This window comes from Curtobacterium sp. ODYSSEY 48 V2 (assembly GCF_023712625.1).
Lineage (GTDB): Bacteria > Actinomycetota > Actinomycetes > Actinomycetales > Microbacteriaceae > Curtobacterium.
The window spans coordinates 151,361-171,404 of the sequence record NZ_JAMAXX010000006.1 but is presented as its reverse complement, the minus strand read 5'-3'; the positions used below and the strand labels follow the sequence as shown (position 1 = coordinate 171,404).

Sequence of the window (20,044 nt, the reverse complement as noted above, 5' to 3'; positions counted from 1 at the left end):
CTGCGCGGAACCGCCGAGGTTGCATCCCGCGGAAGAGGCGGGACGTGACGGACGGGAGGCGCGTGGCGGGGCCGCCACGCGCCTCCCGTCCGGTGACCTACCGCGGTTCGCTCGTCTTCTCGCCCTCGACCTGCTCGTCCGTCGCCTTCGCGCCGTCGGCACCGCTCGACCGGCCGCCGCCGACCACCACGTCGTCCTCGTCGAAGCCGAACGCGATGTCCGGCGCCTCGAGGCGCACCCGGTCGGCCGACTCGTCGTCGGGCTGCCGCTGCGACTCGCGCTCGGCGGCGACGCGCTTCAGGTAGTTCGACACCTCGTGCTCGGTCGTCTCCTGGTCCCACCCGAGCACGCCGGCCATGAGCTTGGCGGCGACCGGAGCCGCCTCTTCTCCGCGGTCCCACGCCTCGATCGAGATGCGGGTGCGGCGAGCGAGGACGTCCTCCAGGTGCAGGGCGCCCTCGTGCGAGGCCGCGTAGACGACCTCGGCGCCGATGTAGTCATCCGCCTGCGGCAGCGGCTCGGCGAGCGACGGGTCCTGCTCGACGAGCTGCAGCACCTCGGTGGCCTGGGTTCCGTACCGGTTGAGCAGGTGCTCGATCCGGACCTTGTGCACGCCGAACTGCCGCGCGGTGCGCCCGCGACGGTTCCAGGCGGCCGGGTAGCCCTCGGCACCGACCAACGGGATGTCCTCGGTCGTCGACGCCGGGATCTTGCCGTCCATCGCCGCGACCGCCTCGTCGATGGCGTCCTTGCCCATCACGCGGTAGGTCGTCCACTTGCCGCCCGCGACCACGACCAGGCCCGGGGCGGTGTGCGCGACGACGTGCTCACGGCTGAGCTGCGACGTCTGGTCCGACTCCCCCGCCAGCAGCGGTCGGAGGCCGGCGTAGACGCCCTCGACGTCCTCGCGGGTGAGCGGCACCGCGAGGACCTTGTTCACGTGCTCGAGGATGTAGTCGATGTCCGCCGCGGTCGCCGCCGGGTGCGCCTTGTCGAGGTTCCAGTCGGTGTCCGTCGTGCCGACGAGCCAGTGCCGGCCCCACGGGATGACGAAGAGCACGCTCTTCTCGGTGCGGAGGATCATGCCGGTGTTCGACTGGAAGCGGTCGCGCGGGATCACGAGGTGCACGCCCTTCGACGCCCGCACCTTGAACTGCCCGCGGGTGCCGACCATCGCCTGGGTGTCGTCGGTCCAGACGCCCGTCGCGTTCACGACCTGCTTCGCCCGGATGTCGAACTTCTCGCCGGTCTGGATGTCGTGCGCGTGCGCCCCGACCACCCGCTCCCCGACCTTGATGAACCCCTCGATGCGGACCCGGCTCGCAGCGTGCGCGCCGTACGACGCTGCGGTGCGCACGAGCGACGCGACGTAGCGGGCGTCGTCGACCTGGGCGTCGTAGTAGGTCATGCCGCCGACGAAGGCGTCCTTCTTCAGGCCGGGCATGTTCTTGAGGACCTGCTTGCGGCTGAGGTGCCGGTGGTGCGGGACCCCGGGCGGACGACCGCCGGACCAGCTGAACACGTCGTACATCGCCATGCCGATGCCGATGTAGAAGCGCTCCCACACGCGGTGGTTGAGCGGGTAGAGGAAGCGAACGGGCTTCACCAGGTGCGGAGCGATGCGCTGCAGCAGCAGGCCGCGTTCGATCAGGGCCTCGCGCACGAGCGCGAAGTTCAGCTGCTCGAGGTAGCGGATGCCGCCGTGCACGAGCTTCGACGAGCGGCTCGACGTCCCCGAGCCCCAGTCGCGGGCCTCGACGATGCCGACGCTCAGGCCGCGGGTGACGGCGTCGAGCGCGCTGCCACCGCCGACGATGCCGCCGCCGACCACCAGGACGTCGAGCTCCCGGGTCTTCATCGCCTCGATCGCGGCGGCGCGCTCCTCCGGACCGAGCTTGGCCGCCGGGTCGAAGCCGACGCTCGCGCTCGGTGCCGTGGCATGCCGGGCGTCCTCGACGGTGCTCTCGGCACCTGCGCTCGTCGCGTCCGTGCTGGTCTGCGTGGTGCTGCTGGCTGGCTTGGCCATCGTCGCCTCCGTGCGGGTTGCGCGCACGGAGCCGGCCTCCGCGCACGGGAGCGCCGAGGCGTCACCCGTGCGGGAGCACGGGTGCCACCGTCACTGCTGGTGGTACGGCGCCACGACCACTTCTACTCGCTGGAACTCCTTGACGTCGGAGTATCCGGTGGTGGCCATCGACCGACGCAGCGCACCGACCAGGTTCGCGCGGCCGTCCCACGACGGCGTCGGCCCGTTCAGCACGTTCTCGAGCGGGGCGATCTGCCCGACCTCGACCCGACGACCGCGGGGCAGCTCGGCGTGGTGTGCCTCGGCACCCCAGTGGAAGCCACCACCAGGGGCCTCGGTCGCGCGGGCCAGTGCGGTGCCGAGCATGACGGCGTCCGCGCCGACCGCGATCGCCTTGACGATGTCGCCGGCGGTGTCGAGCCCGCCGTCCGCGATGACGTGCACGTAGCGGCCGCCGGACTCGTCCATGTAGTCGCGTCGGGCACCGGCGACGTCGGCCACCGCGGTCGCCATCGGCGCGTGGATGCCGAGGGCGGCGCGGGTCGTCGAGGCCGCTCCGCCGCCGAAGCCGACGAGCACGCCCGCGGCACCGGTGCGCATGAGGTGCAGCGCCGACGTGTACGTCGAGGCACCGCCCACGATGACCGGCACGTCGAGCTCGTAGATGAACTTCTTGAGGTTGAGCGGCTCCTGGTTCTGGGAGACGTGCTCCGCCGAGACCGTCGTGCCGCGGATGACGAACAGGTCGACACCGGCGTCGACGACGGTCTGCGAGAACTCCTGCGTGCGCTGCGGGCTGAGCGAACCGGCGACCGGCACCCCGGCGGCACGGATCTCGGCCAGGCGCGCGGTGATCAGCTCGGCCTTGACCGGCTCGGAGTAGATCTCCTGCATGCGCTTCGTGACGTTGCCGTCCGTGAGGGTCTTGATCTCCTCGTAGTACGGCGTCGGGTCCTCGTACCGGGTCCACAGGCCCTCGAGGTCGAGCACGCCGAGGATGCCGAGCTCGCCCATCTGGATGACCGTCGCGGGCGAGGACACCGAGTCCATCGGCGCCGAGAGGATCGGCGACGCGAAGGTGAACGCGTCGATCGACCACTGCACGCTCACGTCGTGCGGGTCGCGGGTGCGCCGCGAGGGGACCACCGCGATGTCGTCGAACGCGTACGCCCGACGGCCGCGCTTGCCTGCACCGATCTCGACTTCAGTCACCGGGCAAGCCTAGCGGGCGGGGTCCCGGAGTGGGACGGGTGGACGGTGCAGGGCGACGCCGTACCGGTGGGGGCACGGTGCTGGGGCTGGTGCGGGTGCTGGGGCTGGTGCGGGTGCTGGTGCTGGTGCTGCTCAGCGTCGCGGTCGTGTCCGTCGCTTCCGCAGGGCCCGGAGGACCAGGCCGAGCAGGAGCGCGAGCACGACGAGGACCGCGAGCAGGGCGGCGGCGACCTTGACCAGCAGTGCGGCGCCCACGAAGAGCACGGCGAAGACGACCCAGACGAGGGCGTCGAGCACGAGGGGGCCGGGGGTCCGCACGTGCGTCACGCTAGCCGACGGACGGGGAGCCGGCGTGCGCGGGCCGGGCCGGCGGGGCGGGGGTGGGTCGCGCCTCCCGGCCGAGCCGGACGCAGGTGGCGGCGGCGAGACGCGGGCGTCGACGCGAGACGCGAAACGCGAGACGCCTCGGTCGACGCGAGACGCCGGACGCCGGCGTCGATGCGAGACGCACCCGGATCCGGCGGCGTCTCGGTGTGTCCGCGGCGTCTCGCTGACACGCCGGCGTCTCGGCGCGACCACCACGACGACCACGACGACCACCACGACCACGGCGCCGCCCCGGGCCTGACGACGCCCGGGCGTGAGGACGGGGCCGCGCGGCGCATCAGCAGCCTGCGCGGCCCCGTCGGGGTGCGGGTACCACCCCCACAGCAGTACCCGCGGGTCGACCCCGCTCAGCGAGCGGAGTCGACGTCCTTGGCGAGCGTCCCCAGGTAGAGCTCGATGACCTTCGGGTCGTCGGCGAGCTCACGCCCGGTGCCCGAGTACGCGTTCCTCCCCTGGTCGAGCACGTACCCACGATCGCAGATCTGCAGACAGCGTCGCGCGTTCTGCTCGACCATGATGATCGACACCCCGGCCTTGTTGATCCGGCGCGTGCGGATGAACGTCTCGTCCTGGCGCACCGGCGACAGGCCCGCGGAGGGCTCGTCGAGCAGCAGCACCTTCGGGTCCATCATCAGCGCGCGGGCCATCGCGACCGACTGCCGCTCACCTCCCGACAGCGAGCCCGCCCGCTGCGTCCGCCGCTGTCCGAGGACCGGGAACAGGTCGTAGATGACCTCGAGCCGCTCGGCGAACTTCTTCGGGCGCAGGTACAGGCCCATCTGCAGGTTCTCCTCGATCGAGAGCGAGGGGAACACGTTGTTCGTCTGCGGCACGAAGCCGACGCCGGCCTGGACGAGCTTGTTCGCCTTGAGGTTCGTGATGTCCTCGCCCTGCAGGGAGACCGAGCCCTCGCGGATCGACACCAGGCCGAACAGCGCCTTGAGGAGCGTCGACTTGCCGGCACCGTTCGGACCGATGATGCCGATGAGCTCGCCCGGGTAGCAGTCGAGGTCGCAGCCGTTGAGGATGTTCACGCCCGGCAGGTACCCCGCGACGAGGTTCTTCGCGGTCAGGACGGGCTCGCCGCGGTCGATCGTCGCGGTTGCGCTCGTCGCGCTCGTCGCGCTCGTCGCACCCGTCGTCGGACTGGAGGCGCGGCCCGCGTCAGCTGCGTTCGTTGCGTCGGTCATCGGGTCGCCTCCTGCTCGTCCTGCTTGCGGTCGTCCGCCTTCGGGTGGTCGTCCGCTGCTTCCTCTTCGGCCACCTCGTCGGCCAGCTCCTCGTAGGTCTCCTCGGTGAGGAGCGAGTCGTCGCCCAGGTCGGTGTCGTGGTGCGCACCGAGGTACGCGTCGATGACGGCGCGGTCGTCCATCACCGTGTCGGCCGGGCCCTCGGCGACGACCTTGCCCTCGGCCATCACGACCACCCAGTCGGAGATGTGCCGGACCATGTGCATGTCGTGCTCCACGAAGAGCACGGTCATGCCGTCGTCGCGCAGCGACTGGATGTGTCCGAGCAGCGACTGGGTGAGCGCGGGGTTCACGCCCGCCATCGGCTCGTCGAGCATGATCATCGTCGGGTCGGACATCAGTGCGCGGGCCATCTCGAGGAGCTTCCGCTGCCCGCCCGACAGGGAACCTGCGTAGTCGTCCTGCTTCTCGAGGAGCTTGAAGCGGGCGAGCAGGTCCTCGGCCTTGGCGGTGATCTCGCGCTCGCGCTTCCGCCACAGCGCCGGGACGAGGCCGACGAAGAAGTTCTCGCCCGGCTGGTCGCGGGCGCCGAGCAGCATGTTCTGCATCACGGTGAGGCGGCTCAGCGCCTTCGTGAGCTGGAACGTGCGGACCATGCCCTTGTTGGCGATGTGCGTCGCGCTCGTCTTCTGCAGCGTGTCGCCGTTGAAGCGGGTCGTCGCGCCGGGGCTCGGCTTGTCGAAGCCGGTCAGCAGGTTGAAGAACGTCGTCTTGCCGGCGCCGTTCGGGCCGATCAGGGCGGTGATGGTGCCGCGCTGCACCTCGAGGTGGTCGACGTCGACCGCGGTCATGCCGCCGAAGTGCCGGGTGACGCCGTCGACCGTCAGGATCGGGTCGGACTTCGTGTGGGTGTAGGTCTCAGACACTGAACGACAGCTCCTTCTTGTTGCCCAGGAGTCCCTGTGGCCGGAACACGATGAGGAGCATGAGCGCGACGCCGACGAGCACGTAGGAGAACTGCTCCGCCTGCTGCGCGTTCATGATCGAGTCGGGGATGAAGTCCCCGGCGAGGGTGCGGACGAAGAGCCGCACGACGAAGAACAGGATCGCCCCGAGCACCGGACCGAACACGGTCGCGGCACCGCCGAGGATCAGCGCGGTCCAGATGAAGAACGTCATGGAACGGCCCATCGCGTCCGGCTGCACGGAACTCGGCAGCACGTAGATCACCCCGGCGAGCGCACCGAGCGCGCCGCCGAACACGAGCGCCTGCATCTTGTACGAGTAGACGTTCTTGCCGAGGGACCGCACGGCGTCCTCGTCCTCGCGGATGGCCTTCACGACGCGACCCCACGGGCTGCGCATGAGCAGGAAGAGCACGAGGGTGAAGAGCGCCACGAGGCCCCAGGCCGCGATGCGGATCCACCAACCGTTGACGCCGTTGTTCGAGTACGTGAACCACAGGATGCTCGTGGTGCCGTCGGGCAGCGGGCTGAGGGCGTTGAACGGGTCGCGGTAGCTCGACCCGGCGATGCCGTTCGAGCCGCCGGTGGTGTTCGTCAGCAGGCTGGAGCGTCCGACCATGCGGATGATCTCGGCGCCGGAGATCGTCACGATCGCCAGGTAGTCGCCGCGCAACCGCAGGGTCGGGATGCCGAGGATGACCGCGAACACGATCGCGACCGCCAGGGCGACGAGCACCGCCATGACGAAGGGCAGGCCGTTCGTGATCGAGATCGCGAAGCCGTAGGCGCCGAGCAGCAGGAACGCCGCCTGGCCCATGTTGATCAGTCCGGTCAGACCGAAGTGCACGTTGAGGCCGATCGCGGCCAGGGCGAACGCCGCCGTGGTGGGGGCGAGGGCCTCCTGCGTCAGCGAGGACAGCAGGTTCAGGATGTAGTCCATGTCGGTGCTCCCTTAGCCGATGCGCTCGGCGCGACCGAAGATGCCCTGCGGCCGGAACAGCAGGATGAGGATGAGGATCACGAGGGCCGTGGCGTACTTGAAGTCACCCGGCAGCACGAGGTTCGTGAGCTCGACGACGATGCCGATGATCATCGAGCCGACGAGGGCGCCGTACGCGGTGCCGAGACCGCCGAGCGTGACGGACGCGAACATGAGCAGCAGCAGCTGGAGGCCGGTCTGCCAGTTCACGCCGTTGAGCACCAGGCCGAGCATCACGCCGGACAGGCCCGCGAGGCCGGCGGCGAGCGTCCACACGAAGCGGATGACGCGGTCGACGTCGATGCCGGACGCCGCGGCGAGCGCCGGGTTGTCCGACACGGCGCGGGTGGCACGGCCGAAGCGGGTCTTGGCCAGGAACAGGCCGGTGCCGACGAGGACGACGAGCGCGATGCCCATCGCGACGTAGGACTGCACGGTCAGCGTGAGACCGGCGAAGGTCACCGTCTCGGGGTTGCCCTGCTGGATGCGGACGGTCGAGGCGCCGAAGAAGTACTGGAAGGCGTACTGCGCGGCGATCGACAGACCGATCGTGACGATCATGAGCTGGGTGAGGCTGATCCGACGGCGGCGCAGTGGCCTCCAGATCGCGGCGTCCTGCAGGTACCCGGTCGCCGCACAGAGCAGCGTGACGACGATGCCGGTCACCCAGATGTTCCAGCCGAGCTGGTTCGCGAAGACGTAGGCGAGGAGACCGCCGAGGGTCACCTGCTCACCGTGCGAGAAGCTCGACAGGCCGGTGGTGCCGTAGATGAGCGACAGGCCGACCGACGCGAGGGCGATGAGGAGCCCGAGCCGGATGCCCGACGCGAGCTGCTGCCAGGCGCGTGCGGCGCTGACGCTGCTCGTGTCGTCGCTGGTGGTGGCGCCCTGCTGGTCGGACAGCTGGAAGATCTGGCCGACGTTGGCGTTGAGCGTGGCGTTCACCTTGCGCTCGGCGTCGGCGGCGTTCGTCAGGTACTGCCCCTTCGGCAGCGAGTCCTGGTCGACGCTGACGGTGTACTGCCCCGCCGTGGTCACGGACACCGACCAGCGCCCGGCGTCGTCGGTGGTCGCGGTCTGCGCGAACCCGCCGGCCCCGGCGACGTCGACGTCGACCCCGGTCGCGGGCTTCCGCTCGGAGTCGAGGATGGTGCCCCGGATGCAGCCGTTCGTGGGGCTGACCGTGCAGGGGCCGGAGCTCGCCGGTGCGCCGGTGCTCGGGCTGCTGCTGGCGGAGGGACTGCTCGTCGCCGCGTCGGCTGCGGGCGACACTGCCCAGTCGACCGCGAAGGTGGCGAGGAAAGCGAGGAAGAGTACTGCGGCGAGGACCAGGCGGTTGCGACCTGGTGCCCCACGGCGGAATCGGCGCATGAGCGCTGACCCCGGCGGAGTGATGGAACCCACGGATGAGCCTCTCGTTCGGATAGTCGAGGACCATAGGGATTTTTTGTGTCCCCCGTGTTTCCAGCACGTCTCCTGCACAAATCGTGCTGCATTCGTGACCGAGACCCCGTCGATCCGCGGAAATCCGCCCGTCCAGCCGGTACAGGACTCTCAGGAACGGGTCGTCGGACCGCTGTCGGTCCGCGCGCGGCGCCCGCCGTGCCCGGACGGTCGGGGGACGACGGAATGGCGGGAGTGTCCCGCGCGTTACCATGGCCCATCGGGAACCCGACGACGCGCCCCGGTGCCACCACTTCACCTCGCCCACGAAGGGGAACCATGGACCAGCCGGATCCGTTCGGATTCATCGGACTCACGTACGACGACGTCATGCTCCTGCCCGGGCACACCGACGTCATCCCGAGCGAGGCGTCCACGACGTCCCGGCTCACGAAGCGCATCGACGTGCACGTCCCGCTGCTGTCGGCTGCGATGGACACCGTGACCGAGGCGCGCATGGCGATCGCGATGGCCCGTCAGGGCGGCATCGGCATCCTCCACCGCAACATGTCCATCGCGGACCAGGCCGCGTACGTCGACAAGGTCAAGCGGTCCGAGTCCGGCATGATCACCAACCCCGTGACGACGACCCCGGACGCGACCGTGGCCGAGGTCGACGCCGTCTGCGGGCAGTTCCGCGTCTCCGGGCTGCCGGTCGTCGAGTCGGACGGCACCCTCGTCGGCATCATCACGAACCGTGACATGCGCTTCGTCGCACCGTTCGAGACGGCGACCACCCTCGTCCGCGACGTCATGACCAAGGCGCCCCTCATCACCGCGCCCGAGGGCATCGACCCCGAGGACGCGGTCGCGATCTTCGCGCAGCACAAGATCGAGAAGCTCCCGCTCGTCGACGCCGACGGCAAGCTCCGCGGCCTCATCACCGTCAAGGACTTCGACAAGAGCGAGAAGTACCCGGACGCCACGAAGGACGACGAGGGCCGCCTGCGCGTCGGCGCCGCGATCGGCTTCTTCGGCGACGCCTGGCAGCGCGCCGAGGCCCTGCGCGACGCGGGCGTGGACGTGCTCGTCGTCGACACCGCCAACGGCGAGAGCGAGGGCGTGCTCGACATGGTCCGCCGCCTGAAGGCCGACCCGTCGTTCGCCGGCATCGACGTCATCGGCGGCAACGTGGCGACCCGACAGGGCGCGCAGGCGCTCATCGACGCCGGCGTGGACGCCGTCAAGGTCGGCGTCGGGCCGGGCTCGATCTGCACCACCCGCGTGGTCGCCGGCGTCGGCGTCCCGCAGGTCACCGCCGTGTACGAGGCGTCGCTCGCCGCGCGTGAGGCCGGCGTGCCGGTCATCGCCGACGGCGGTCTGCAGTACTCGGGCGACATCGCGAAGGCCCTGGTCGCCGGTGCTGACACCGTCATGCTCGGGTCGCTCCTCGCGGGCACCGACGAGAGCCCGGGCGAGCTCGTCTTCGTCGGCGGCAAGCAGTACAAGGCGTACCGCGGGATGGGCTCCCTCGGCGCACTGCAGACCCGCGGCGAGAAGACCTCGTACTCGAAGGACCGCTACTTCCAGGCCGACGTCCCCTCGGACGAGAAGCTCATCCCCGAGGGCATCGAGGGCCAGGTCCCCTACCGCGGCTCGGTGGCGAACGCCGTCTACCAGCTCGTCGGCGGACTGCGGCAGTCGATGTTCTACGTCGGTGGCCGCACGGTGCCGGAGCTCAAGGCCCGCGGCAAGTTCGTCCGCATCACCGCGGCCGGGCTCAAGGAGTCCCACCCGCACGACATCAAGATGGTCGTCGAGGCCCCGAACTACCGCGGCTGACCCCGGACTCCTCCCCTCCCGCGCTTCTGCGCGAGACGCCCCCGTTGCGTCGAGACGCCGCCGAATCCGGCGGCGTCTCGGCGATCCGGGGGCGTTTCGCGTTGACGGTGGCGTCTCGCTCGCTCCTGCACCGAGGGTGACGGCCGGGAGGCCCTCCACAACGCACGCTGTCGCCGCTCTTCCGCCACGTGGTCACGCGAGACTGCCGCGCATGTCAGTCACGCCGTCTCCCGTCCTCGCCGGTCGTCCGGCGGACCTCCGCGACCCGGTGCGCCTGTTCCACGGCGCGGCGGTCGAGCGCGAGGCGTGGGACGGTCTGGACGAACGTGGACGCCGGCGACTCGTGGTGCGCACCCGGGCCGCGGCGCTGCACCGTCCAGCGGTCGTCTCGCACCGGTCCGCCGGGGCGCTGTGGGGCCTCCCCGAACTCGGGCGCTGGGACTGGCGCCTGCACGTGATCGACCCTGCGCTCCGGAAGACGCACGTCGGCCGAGGCGTCGTGCGGCACACCGGTGACCTGTCGGAGGGCGACGTCGCCGATGCAGCCGGGGTCCCGGTGACGTGCCTGCTCCGGACGGTGGTCGACATCGTGCACGTCGCACCCCTGGCACACGCGGTCCTCGTGCTCGACCACGTGCTGCACGACGGGGCCGCGTCGCTCCCGGACCTCGAGCGTGCTCTCGCGGCCCGTGCGGGGACACGTGGTTCGCGTGTGGCCCGGACGGCGCTCGAGTTCGCGGACGGCGCCGCCGAGTCCCCGGGCGAATCGGTCAGCAGGGTGGCGATGCGGGAACTCCGAGTCGCTCCACCGGTACTGCAACGGGAGTTCGACACCGACGCCGGACGCTTCCGGGTGGACTTCTGGTGGCCTGACGCCGGCGTCGTCGGCGAGTTCGACGGCCGGGTCAAGTACGACGACCGTGAGGCCTTGTGGACGGAGAAGCGCCGCGAGGACGCACTGCGACGACTACCCGAGGTGAGGGGCTTCGCACGGTGGGGCATGCGCGAAGCGCTCGACCCGGGGCTCCTGGCGCCCGTGCTGCTCGCGGCGGGCCTCCCGCTCGGGCGCGGCTGGGCCGAGCGGTCGCGGTGATCGAGTCCCTCGGCGCTCCGTCGCCGAGACGCCACCGTCTGGAGGGCGTTGTGGCTCCTCGAGACGCCGGTGTCCACCCGAGACGCCGCCGAACTGCCGAGACACCGTCGGATTCGCGGGCGTCTCAGCGTGTTCAGGGCGTCTCAGCGTGTTCGGGGCGTCTCAGCGTGTTCAGGGCGTCTCGACCCAACGACGGCGTCCCGGGCCGCGACGGAGAGCCGCCGCCCCCGCCGCCCTACGCGCTCCGCCAGTCGTCGGAGGTGATGTGGCTGCCGCCGTGGGGGCCCATCTGGAGCATGCCGCCGTCGACGGGCAGGGACACCCCCGTGATGTACGACGACGCGGGGCTGGCCAGGAACGCCACCGCGGCTGCGATCTCCCACGCGTTGCCCGGCCGGCCGAGCGGGACCCCCGGCCGGGAGATCGTGTGCGGGTCCTCGTCCTCGGCACCGGTCATCCGGGTCGCGATCTCGCCCGGCGCGACGGCGTTGGCCGTGATCCCGGACGGAGCGAGCTCGATCGCGATCGTCTTCAGGAGCCCACCGAGCCCGTGCTTCGCGGCGTCGTAGGCGCTCGACCCGTACCGGGGCTGGTGCTCGTGGACGCTCGTGATGCCGATGATCCGCCCGCCGGTGCCCTGTCCGACCATGTGCCGCGCTGCTGCCTGGATCGTGACGAACGCCCCGTCGAGGTCGGTGGCGACGGTGTGCCGCCACTGCTCGAGCGTGATGTCCAGGAACGGCGCGTTGTCGCCCGTGCCCGCATCGGCGACGATCACGTCCACGCCGCCGAGCTGCGCCACGAGGCGGTCGATCACGGCGCCCGCCTGGTCGAGCTGCGTCACGTCGATCTGCTCGACGAAGGCCTGCCGTCCGGCCTGTCGGACCTCGGCGGCGGTCTCCTCGGCGCGCTCGGGCTCGGACAGGTAGGTGATGCCGACGTCCATGCCGGCGGCAGCGAGCGCCACCGCGGTGGCCTTGCCGATGCCGGACTCGGCGCCGGTGACGATCGCGCGCGTGGGACGGAAGGTGGTGGTGGAAGCTGCGTCGCTCATGGGCCGGACCGTACGCGCGACCGCCGCAGTGCTCCCCCGGGTCCGCGCCCCCTGCACAGAACGACGCGGACGAGCCCCGCGCGGGAGCGCTCCAGCCGATCCCGAACGGCCCGCACGGGCCTCGGCGAGCGCGAGGACCGTCCGGACGGACTCCTCATCAGGGGTTCCCGTGCACCTCCTCAGTTTCGTCACGGGTGTGTAACGAAACGTCCAGGTGATGATCTCGGACACACACGCGAAACACTTCGGCCCTAGTTTTCTCGGCAACCCACGTGGAGGAGACCGCGCTCGACCCGATGCGGTTGGGCCTCCGCGCAGAGAAAGGGCTCCACGGATGACCAGAACCACCCGTGCCACCACGGCACTGGCAGTGGCGGGAGCGGCAGCGCTCCTCCTCGCCGCGTGTTCCACCAGCGGCAGCGCCGAGACCACTTCCTCCGCCTCCGCCGGCGGTGCGAAGAAGGACCCGGCGGCGAGCTGCAAGGCCCCCGACACCCCCGGTACCGACGCGCTGAAGATCGGCACGATCCTCCCGCTGACGGGCACCCTGTCGTACCTCAACCCGCCCGCCGAGTCCGGCGTCGGCCTCGCGGTCGAGGACATCAACTCGGCCGGTGGCGTGCTCGACAAGGACGTCAGCATCGACCCCGCGACCGACTCGGGCGACAGCAACGACATGACCGTGTCGAGCTCGGCCGCGACGAAGCTCGTCAACGCCAAGGTGCCGGTCGTCATCGGCGCCGAGTCGTCGAGCGTCACGCTCAACGTCATCGACCAGCTGACGAGCAACTGCATCGTGCAGATCTCGCCGGCGAACACCGCGACCGACCTGTCCGGGTACTCGTCGCACTACTACCGGACCGCGCCGCCGGACTCGGTGCAGGGCTCGGCCCTCGGCCAGCTCGTCACGGGCGACGGCAACGCCAAGGTCGCGTTCCTGGTCTTCAACGACACCTACGGGACGGGCCTCCGCGACACCGTGCAGCAGGCGATCGAGGACTCGGGCGGCCAGGTCGTCTACGGCGGCAAGGGCAAGGGTCAGGAGTTCCCGCCCGGACAGACGACGTTCTCGTCCGAGGTCACCGCTGCGCTCGCCGCGAAGCCGGACGCCATCGTGGTGCTCGCCTTCGACGAGACGAAGTCGATCATCCCGGAGCTCAAGTCGCAGAACGCCGACATGTCGAAGATCTACATGTCCGACGGCAACACCGCGGACTACTCGAAGGACTTCGACCCGGGCACCCTCGAGGGCGCGCAGGGCACCATCCCCGGTGCCAGCCCGAAGGACGAGCTGAAGCAGCGCCTGTCGGACTTCTACAAGCAGTCCTCGGGCAAGGAGCTGGCTGACTACTCGTACGCTGCCGAGTCCTACGACGCCACGACCCTCGCTGCGCTGGCCGCGGTGAAGGGCAAGGGCACCGACTCGGGCACCATCCAGGCCAACATGGCCGCGGTGTCCGGTGCGGACGGCGGCACGAAGTGCGAGACGTTCAAGGCGTGCAAGGACCTGCTCGACAAGGGTGAGGACATCCAGTACACCGGCCCGTCCGGCATCGGTCCGTTCGACAGCAAGAACGACCCGTCGAGCGCCTACATCGGCATCTACAAGTTCGACGGCGACAACAAGCCCGTGTACCAGACCGCCATCCAGGGCTCGGTCTCGAAGTAACACGCAGCACGCGACGTCGGCCCCGGACCTCATGCAGGTCCGGGGCCGACGTCGTCCCCGCGAGACTCGCGTCCGCGGACAGTTTCGCGGGCGCGGGGCTGCGGAACTGTCCGCATGGCCGAGTCTCGGCACAGCGCTCCGCACCGCGCGCGGGCACCGGGCCCGGACGGGAGGCGCGGCTCGTGCCCGTCAGGCCGGCTCGCCCGCCGCAGGGGCGAGCGTCCGCCGCCGCGCGGCCCGGGCCGCCACGAAGCTGTCGACCGTCAGGACCACGAGCGCGACCCAGACGATCCCGAAGCCGATCCACCGCGCGGGCGGCATCGCCTCGTGCTGCACGACCACCCCGACCAGGAGCTGCATCACCGGCGCGAGGTACTGCGTCAGGCCGAGCGTCGACAGGGACACCCGCCGGGCGGACGACGCGAAGAGCAGCAGCGGCACCGCGGTCGCGGGCCCGGTGAGCACCGTGACGAGGACGTGCGGCCACCCCTCGCTCGTGAACGTCACCCCGCCGCCGAGACCCGTGACGCCGAGCACGACGAGCGCCCCCACGGCGATCGGGACCAGCCAGACGGTCTCGATCGTCAGGCCGCTCAGCGCGTCGACGGTGCCCCCGACCCGCTTCTTCACCAGGCCGTAGCACCCGAACGAGAACGCCAGCGCGAGCGAGATCCACGGCACCTGCCCGTAGCCGACCGCGATGACGACGACCGCGACGACGCTGATGCCGACGGCCGCCCGCTGCGCCGCACGCAGGCGCTCGCGGAGCACGACCACGCCGAGGGCGATCGTGACGAGCGGGTTGATGAAGTACCCGAGCGCCGCCTCGACCGTGTGGCCCGTCGTCGTCGCGGCGACGTACACGGTCCAGTTCACCAGGATGAGCACGGCCGCGAGTCCCATCACGAGCATCACCCGGCGCTGGGCGAGCAGGGAGCGGGTGCGCAGCCACGACCGGGTGACGGCGATCGCCACCGCGCAGAAGACCAGGCCGAAGACGATCCGCCAGGCGACGATCTCGAACGCGCCGGCGGGGGCCATCGCGGCGAAGAGCAGGGGCATCAGGCCCCAGAGTCCGTACGCGACGATCGCCTGCACGACGCCGACGGATGCCTCGCTGCGTGCCGGACGCGCCGGGGTCGCTCCATTCACGGAACCATCCTAGGAAGGGGCGCGGACGCTGCGGGCGGACAGCGCGCCTCCAGGCCGACCACCTGGACGGGCCGGGAGCGCCGCAGCGACACGCGCCCGAACGCACGAACGCCCCGCCGGCTGCGAGCCGGACGGGGCGTTCGTGACGAGAGCTGCTGGTCTCAGTGCTCGATGACCGCGAGGACGTCGCGCGCCGAGAGGACGAGCAGGTCCTCGCCGGAGTACTTGACCTCGGTGCCGCCGTACTTCGAGTAGATGACCTTGTCGCCGACGGCGACGTCGAGCGGCACGCGGTTGCCGTTGTCGTCGATGCGACCCGGACCCACGGCGACGACCTCGCCCTCCTGGGGCTTCTCCTTCGCGGTGTCCGGGATGACGAGACCGGAAGCGGTGGTCTGCTCCGCCTCGACCTGGCGGATGACGATGCGATCCTCGAGCGGCTTGATGGTGACGGCCACGGTGACCTCTTCTTTCTCGGTACTGACTCGGTACAGATGGGAACCGGTTGGCACTACGCACAGGAGAGTGCCAACCACAACTCTAGGGACAGTCTGGCACTCGGTCAATCCGAGTGCCAGCACGTGTCGGGCCTCCCCGGCGACCTGGGAGGATCGACGGGTGGAAGCCGCCGACCTCGCCCAGCTGCTGACCCCCGAGGGGATGGCCCTGCTCGACCGTACCCCCGGCGTCTCGGACGGGGGCGAGATCGTCCGGGTGGTCTCCCGGCTCCGTGGCGAGGGACACGACCCGGGGCTCGTGGCAGCCGTGCTGACCCAGGCGAAGCTCCGCCAGAAGGCCCGCGCGAAGTTCGGGGACTTCGCCGCGCGGATGCTCTTCACCGAGGCCGGCCTCGAACAGGCCACCCGACTGCAGGTCGCCGCGCAGCACGCCGGTCGCTTCGCCGCCGCCGGTCTGACCCGGGTCGCGGACCTCGGCTGCGGGATCGGTGGCGACGCCATGGCGATGGCCGCGCTCGACCTCGACGTCACCGCCGTCGACCGCGACGAGGTGACCGCGGCGGTCGCGACGCACAACCTCGCGCTCTGGCCGAACGCCCGGGTCGAGCTCGGCGCCGCGGCCGCCTTCGACCTGTCCCGGGTCGACGGCGTCTGGATGGACCCCGCGCGACGCACGGCCGGGCACGCGAACACGAGGCGCCTGGCCGACCCGGACGACTGGTCGCCGTCGCTCGACACCGTGTTCGCCGCCGCGACGACGACCCCGACGGGCGTGAAGCTCGGCCCGGGCATCGACCGCGACCTGATCCCGGACACGCTCGAGGCGCAGTGGGTGTCCGTCGACCGCGAGGTCGTCGAGCTCGTCCTGTGGTCCGGGCCCCTCGCCCGTGACGGTGTCCGGCGCGCGGCCACCGTCATCGGCGGTCACGGCATCGCCGAGCTCACCGGCCCGGCGGACGCCGAGGACGTCGAGGTCGGTCCCGTCGGCGCCTACCTGTACGAGCCGGACGGCGCCGTCATCCGTGGGCGGTTGATCGGTGACCTGGCGCGGTCCATCGGAGGCCGGATGCTCTCCGAGGGCATCGCGTACGTCACGTCGGACCGTGCCGTGACGACGCCGTTCGCGCAGGGGTTCCGGGTGCTGGACACGATGCCCCTCGACGTGAAGCAGCTGTCGGCACGCCTGGCGGCGGAGGACGTCGGCACCGTCGAGATCAAGAAGCGCGGCGTCGACGTCGACCCGGCGCAGTTCCGGAAGCGGTTGCGGCTGCGGGGGCGGCGGTCGGTGACGCTCGTGCTCACCCGTCTGGAGGGACGGCACACCGCGCTCCTGTGCGAGCGCCTCACCGACGTGGCCGGCTCGGCCGCGGGGCGGTAGCGGGGCGGTAGCGGGGCACGAGGCTGCGCGGGCGGTCGGCGCGAGGCGCTCTCGCTGTCGCTGTCGCTGTCGCTGTCGTGTTCACGTCCGCGGCAGCGACAGACCCCCGCCGAACATCGGCGGGGGTCTGTCGATCTCGCGGAACGGAGCCGTGCAGCGCGGCGCGGGTCAGCGGATGAAGGCGCCCGAGTCGTAGCCGTACGGGTCGGAGGACGAGTGGCTCGACGCGATCGCGATGATGAAGATCACCGCGAAGAGCACGTAGAGCCCGGTCAGCACCCACCCGCCGATGACCCCGGCGAGGGCCAGTCCACGGCCACCCTCACCCGTCTGCTTGATCTTCCCGAGGGCGATGTGCCCCATGATCGCGCCGGCGGGGCTCGTGAGGATCACGATCGGCCAGATGACGACCCCGGCGAACGCGAACACGATCGACAGGATCGCCAGGGTGTTCGTCTTCGGGCGCTGGGCGTACGGCTGGTACCCGCTCGTGGCGTACGGCGACGCGTAGGGGTTCCCGCCCTGCTGCGGCGCGTAGGGGTTCTGCTGGGGGCTCGAGGCCGCGTACGGGTTGCCCTGGTGCGACTGCTGCGCGTACGGGTTGCCCTGCTGCGACTGCTGCGCGTACGGGTTGCCCTGCTGGGACTGCTGCGCGTAGGGGTTGCCCTGCTGCGACTGCGGTGCGTACGGGTTGTGCTGGGGCCCCGAGGCCGCGTGCGGGTTGCCCTGCTGGGACTGCTGCGCGTACGGGTTGCCCGACGGCTGCTGGCCCTGACCGTACGGGGCGCCCGACGCCTGCTGGCCCTGGCCGTACGGGGTGCCCTGCGACGGCTGCGCGGAGGGGTTCGCGGGCTGCTGGCTGCCCGACTGCCCGTCCTGCTGCTGCCGGCCGTCGTCTCCCCCGCTCGACTCGCCCGGCTTCGGCCACTGGTTCTGATCGGACACCGTCCACCCCTCCCGGCACCCGGTCGGTCGGTGCCTGCTGAGCATCCTCCCACACGGGCCGGGAGCCGGTTCAGGCGTCGGCGTGCGCCACCCGGCCGCGCGACTCAGACCTGGACGGTCGTCACCGGCAGCGTGGAGTCCGCCGCGATGCCGAGGTCGCTCGGCGCGTGCCCCTCTGCCACCAGGCGCGCACCGACCGCGGCGATCATGGCCCCGTTGTCGGTGCAGAGGTCGAACGGTGGGATCCGCAGCGCGACCCCGGCGGCAGCGCAGCGTTCCTCGGCGACGGCGCGCAACCGTGCGTTCGCGACGACCCCACCCCCGAGCAGCAGGCGGTCGACACCGGTGTCCCGGCACGCGGCGAGCGCCTTCGTGAGGAGCACGTCGACGACGGCCTCGCGGAACGACGCCGCGACGTCGGCGACGGGGACCTCGCGGCCCTCGTCCCGGCACTTCTCGACCCACCGCGCGACGGCGGTCTTCAGCCCGGAGAACGAGAAGTCGTACCGGTGCTGCGCCATGTCCTTCGGCAGCGTCAGGCCGCGCGGGAACCGGATCGCGGTCGGGTCGCCCTCCGCTGCCGCCCGGTCGATCTGCGGCCCGCCCGGGTAGGGCAGTCCGAGCAGGCGTGCGACCTTGTCGAACGCCTCGCCGGCCGCGTCGTCGATCGTCTCGCCGAGCAGTTCGACGTCGCCGACCAGGTCCCGCACGAGCAGCAGCGACGTGTGGCCGCCGGACACGAGCAGCGCCACGGTCGGCAGCTCGATCGCGCTGCCGTCCGCACGCAGGACGTCCGCACCGACGTGCCCGACCAGGTGGTTCACGCCGTACAGCGGCTTGCCCGTCGCGACCGCCAGTGCCTTGGCTGCGCCCACCCCGACCATCAGGGCACCGGCGAGCCCCGGGCCGGCGGTCACGGCGACGGCGTCGAGCTCGTCGAGCGTGACACCCGCGCGGTCGAGGGCCTCGTGCAGGGTCGGGGTCATGGCCTCGAGGTGCGCCCGTGCGGCCACCTCGGGCACGACGCCGCCGTAGCGGGCGTGCTCGTCCATGCTCGACGCGATGACGTTGGCGAGCAGGGTGGTCCCGCGGACGATGCCCACGCCGGTCTCGTCACAGCTCGTCTCGATGCCGAGCACCAGGGGTTCAGTCGCGCTCACCGAGGGTCTCCTGTCCGATCGGTCCGACACCGGTGGACGCACCGGGGGTGACGGGGAGCTCCGCCCGCATCACCCACGCGTCGACACCGTCGGGCTGGTAGTAGCGGGGCCGCACGGCGATGCGCTCGAACCCGGCAGCGGTGTACATCGCCTGCGCCACGGGGTTGTCGGCGCGCACCTCGAGGAACACCTCGTGCACCTCACGCCGTCGGGCCTCGTCGAGGAGCTCCGTGAAGAGCACCTTCCCGATGCCCCGGCCCCGCTGCTCGGCAGCGACCGCGATGGTCTGCACGTCGGCGACGGGGTTGCCCGCGAGCGAGGACAGCCCGGCGTAGCCGACGACCGTCGGGGCGCCGTCCTCGGTCGTCTCGACCACGACGTAGTACCCGTGCGGGGACCACAGCTCCCCCGCCATCTGCGACGAGGTCCAGGCGTCCGTCGGGAACGACGTGTGCTCGAGGAACATGACGTCGTCGAGGTCCTGCGGGACCGCGCGGCGCAGCCGCAGGCCGGCGGGCAGTCCGGTCACCGGACGACCCGCTTCGGGGCCCCCGGCACGGTGACGTCGGGGTCACGCAGGTAGAGGGGGGTGTCGTCGGCGAAGGGCGCGCCGGAGGCGAGCCGGTCTGCTGCCAGCGACCCGAGCCTCCCGGCCGGGACGGTCGTGACGGTCTCGCGGGGCCAGTCGACGGCCTCCGGACGGGAGGCGCGGATCGCCTCGTCCAGGTCCGCCGGCTTCGCGAGTCCGGGACCGGCGACCCGCGTGCCGGTCTCGTCGTGGGCGCTCCAGTAGACCTCGCGGCGGCGCGCGTCCGTCAGGACGACGACGGGGTGCCGCTGCAGGTCGGCCGCGATCGCGTCGTGGCTGACGAGCGGGAGGAGGGGGACGCCGCGGGCGGCGGCGAAGGTGCGCGCGGCGGCGATCCCGACGCGCAGGCCGGTGAAGGGGCCGGGGCCCGTGCCGGCGACCACCCCGGTGACGTCGGCACCGGTGACGTCGGCCTCGGCGAGCACCTCGGCGAGGAACGGGCCGATCACCTCGGCGTGCCGGCGGGAGTCGTCGGTGCTGCGCTCGGCGAGCACACGACCGCTGGCCGGGTCGACGACGGCGACCGAGGTGCCGGCGGACGTGTCGATGGCGAGGAGCACGC

At 71.4% G+C, this 20,044-nt stretch carries 18 protein-coding genes; 4 read left to right on the top strand and 14 right to left on the bottom strand.

Annotated features, from left to right (window positions below; genetic code table 11):
- Positions 1-97: 97 nt before the first annotated feature.
- The 7 genes from M3666_RS10980 to M3666_RS10950 all read right to left on the bottom strand — a co-directional run bounded on the left by M3666_RS10980 (position 98) and on the right by M3666_RS10950 (position 8,163).
- Positions 98-1,858 carry a glycerol-3-phosphate dehydrogenase/oxidase gene (locus M3666_RS10980; protein WP_251155282.1) on the bottom strand — a complete coding sequence of 587 codons (1,761 nt, stop codon included), beginning with the start codon at positions 1,856-1,858 and terminating at the stop codon, positions 98-100.
- Positions 1,859-2,116: 258 nt separating this feature from the next.
- On the bottom strand, positions 2,117-3,238 hold the full coding sequence (locus M3666_RS10975) for a GuaB3 family IMP dehydrogenase-related protein (RefSeq protein WP_066656924.1): 1,122 nt from the start codon (positions 3,236-3,238) through the stop codon (positions 2,117-2,119).
- A 132-nt stretch (positions 3,239-3,370) separates the two neighbouring features.
- Complete coding sequence (locus M3666_RS10970) at positions 3,371-3,556, bottom strand: hypothetical protein (protein WP_144411388.1); 186 nt, start codon at positions 3,554-3,556, stop codon at positions 3,371-3,373.
- 416 nt (positions 3,557-3,972) lie between these two features.
- Positions 3,973-4,815, bottom strand: coding sequence for an ABC transporter ATP-binding protein (locus M3666_RS10965; protein ID WP_066656928.1), 843 nt, complete (start codon positions 4,813-4,815; stop codon positions 3,973-3,975).
- Complete coding sequence (locus M3666_RS10960) at positions 4,812-5,741, bottom strand: ABC transporter ATP-binding protein (protein ID WP_066656931.1); 930 nt, start codon at positions 5,739-5,741, stop codon at positions 4,812-4,814. The genes M3666_RS10965 and M3666_RS10960 overlap by 4 nt, the downstream gene beginning before the upstream one ends.
- Complete coding sequence (locus M3666_RS10955; RefSeq protein WP_066656933.1) at positions 5,734-6,720, bottom strand: branched-chain amino acid ABC transporter permease; 987 nt, start codon at positions 6,718-6,720, stop codon at positions 5,734-5,736. Before M3666_RS10955 ends, M3666_RS10960 begins: the two co-directional genes overlap by 8 nt.
- Positions 6,721-6,732: 12 nt before the next feature.
- Positions 6,733-8,163, bottom strand: a complete 1,431-nt coding sequence (locus M3666_RS10950; protein WP_251155212.1) for a branched-chain amino acid ABC transporter permease — start codon at positions 8,161-8,163, stop codon at positions 6,733-6,735.
- 318 nt (positions 8,164-8,481) lie between these two features.
- Between M3666_RS10950 and guaB the strand changes: the two genes are divergently transcribed.
- A complete protein-coding gene (gene guaB / locus M3666_RS10945) occupies positions 8,482-9,984 on the top strand; it encodes an IMP dehydrogenase (protein ID WP_066656935.1) in 1,503 nt (500 codons plus the stop codon).
- A 211-nt stretch (positions 9,985-10,195) separates the two neighbouring features.
- The gene (locus M3666_RS10940; protein ID WP_251155211.1) at positions 10,196-11,077 is read left to right on the top strand and encodes a hypothetical protein; all 882 of its coding nucleotides are present in this window, start codon (positions 10,196-10,198) and stop codon (positions 11,075-11,077) included.
- A 235-nt stretch (positions 11,078-11,312) separates the two neighbouring features.
- On the opposite strand, the gene M3666_RS10935 is transcribed toward M3666_RS10940, so the two are convergent.
- Entirely contained in the window at positions 11,313-12,131 is an 819-nt protein-coding gene (locus M3666_RS10935) for an SDR family oxidoreductase (RefSeq protein WP_251155210.1), read from the bottom strand.
- 334 nt (positions 12,132-12,465) lie between these two features.
- Here M3666_RS10935 and M3666_RS10930 point away from each other — a divergent pair, with 334 nt between their 5' ends.
- A complete protein-coding gene (locus M3666_RS10930) occupies positions 12,466-13,800 on the top strand; it encodes an ABC transporter substrate-binding protein (protein WP_066656937.1) in 1,335 nt (444 codons plus the stop codon).
- A 189-nt stretch (positions 13,801-13,989) separates the two neighbouring features.
- Here the strand turns inward: M3666_RS10930 and rarD are convergent, their stop codons facing one another.
- The gene (gene rarD, locus M3666_RS10925; protein ID WP_251155209.1) at positions 13,990-14,952 is read right to left on the bottom strand and encodes an EamA family transporter RarD; all 963 of its coding nucleotides are present in this window, start codon (positions 14,950-14,952) and stop codon (positions 13,990-13,992) included.
- A 161-nt stretch (positions 14,953-15,113) separates the two neighbouring features.
- On the bottom strand, positions 15,114-15,410 hold the full coding sequence (gene groES, locus M3666_RS10920; RefSeq protein WP_056121496.1) for a co-chaperone GroES: 297 nt from the start codon (positions 15,408-15,410) through the stop codon (positions 15,114-15,116).
- A gap of 160 nt (positions 15,411-15,570) precedes the next feature.
- Here groES and M3666_RS10915 point away from each other — a divergent pair, with 160 nt between their 5' ends.
- Positions 15,571-16,788: an SAM-dependent methyltransferase gene (locus tag M3666_RS10915; RefSeq protein ID WP_251155208.1), complete on the top strand. Its 1,218-nt coding sequence runs from the start codon at positions 15,571-15,573 to the stop codon at positions 16,786-16,788.
- 168 nt (positions 16,789-16,956) lie between these two features.
- Here M3666_RS10915 and M3666_RS10910 read toward each other — a convergent pair whose 3' ends face one another.
- The 4 genes from M3666_RS10910 to tsaB all read right to left on the bottom strand — a co-directional run bounded on the left by M3666_RS10910 (position 16,957) and on the right by tsaB (position 20,042).
- Positions 16,957-17,733: a DUF4190 domain-containing protein gene (locus M3666_RS10910; protein WP_066656948.1), complete on the bottom strand. Its 777-nt coding sequence runs from the start codon at positions 17,731-17,733 to the stop codon at positions 16,957-16,959.
- Positions 17,734-17,837: 104 nt separating this feature from the next.
- Positions 17,838-18,893: a tRNA (adenosine(37)-N6)-threonylcarbamoyltransferase complex transferase subunit TsaD gene (gene tsaD / locus M3666_RS10905; protein ID WP_200884118.1), complete on the bottom strand. Its 1,056-nt coding sequence runs from the start codon at positions 18,891-18,893 to the stop codon at positions 17,838-17,840.
- Complete coding sequence (rimI, locus tag M3666_RS10900; RefSeq protein WP_235426394.1) at positions 18,880-19,422, bottom strand: ribosomal protein S18-alanine N-acetyltransferase; 543 nt, start codon at positions 19,420-19,422, stop codon at positions 18,880-18,882. Before rimI ends, tsaD begins: the two co-directional genes overlap by 14 nt.
- The gene (gene tsaB / locus M3666_RS10895; RefSeq protein WP_066656957.1) at positions 19,419-20,042 is read right to left on the bottom strand and encodes a tRNA (adenosine(37)-N6)-threonylcarbamoyltransferase complex dimerization subunit type 1 TsaB; all 624 of its coding nucleotides are present in this window, start codon (positions 20,040-20,042) and stop codon (positions 19,419-19,421) included. The genes rimI and tsaB overlap by 4 nt, the downstream gene beginning before the upstream one ends.
- Between the last annotated feature and the right edge of the window lie 2 nt (positions 20,043-20,044).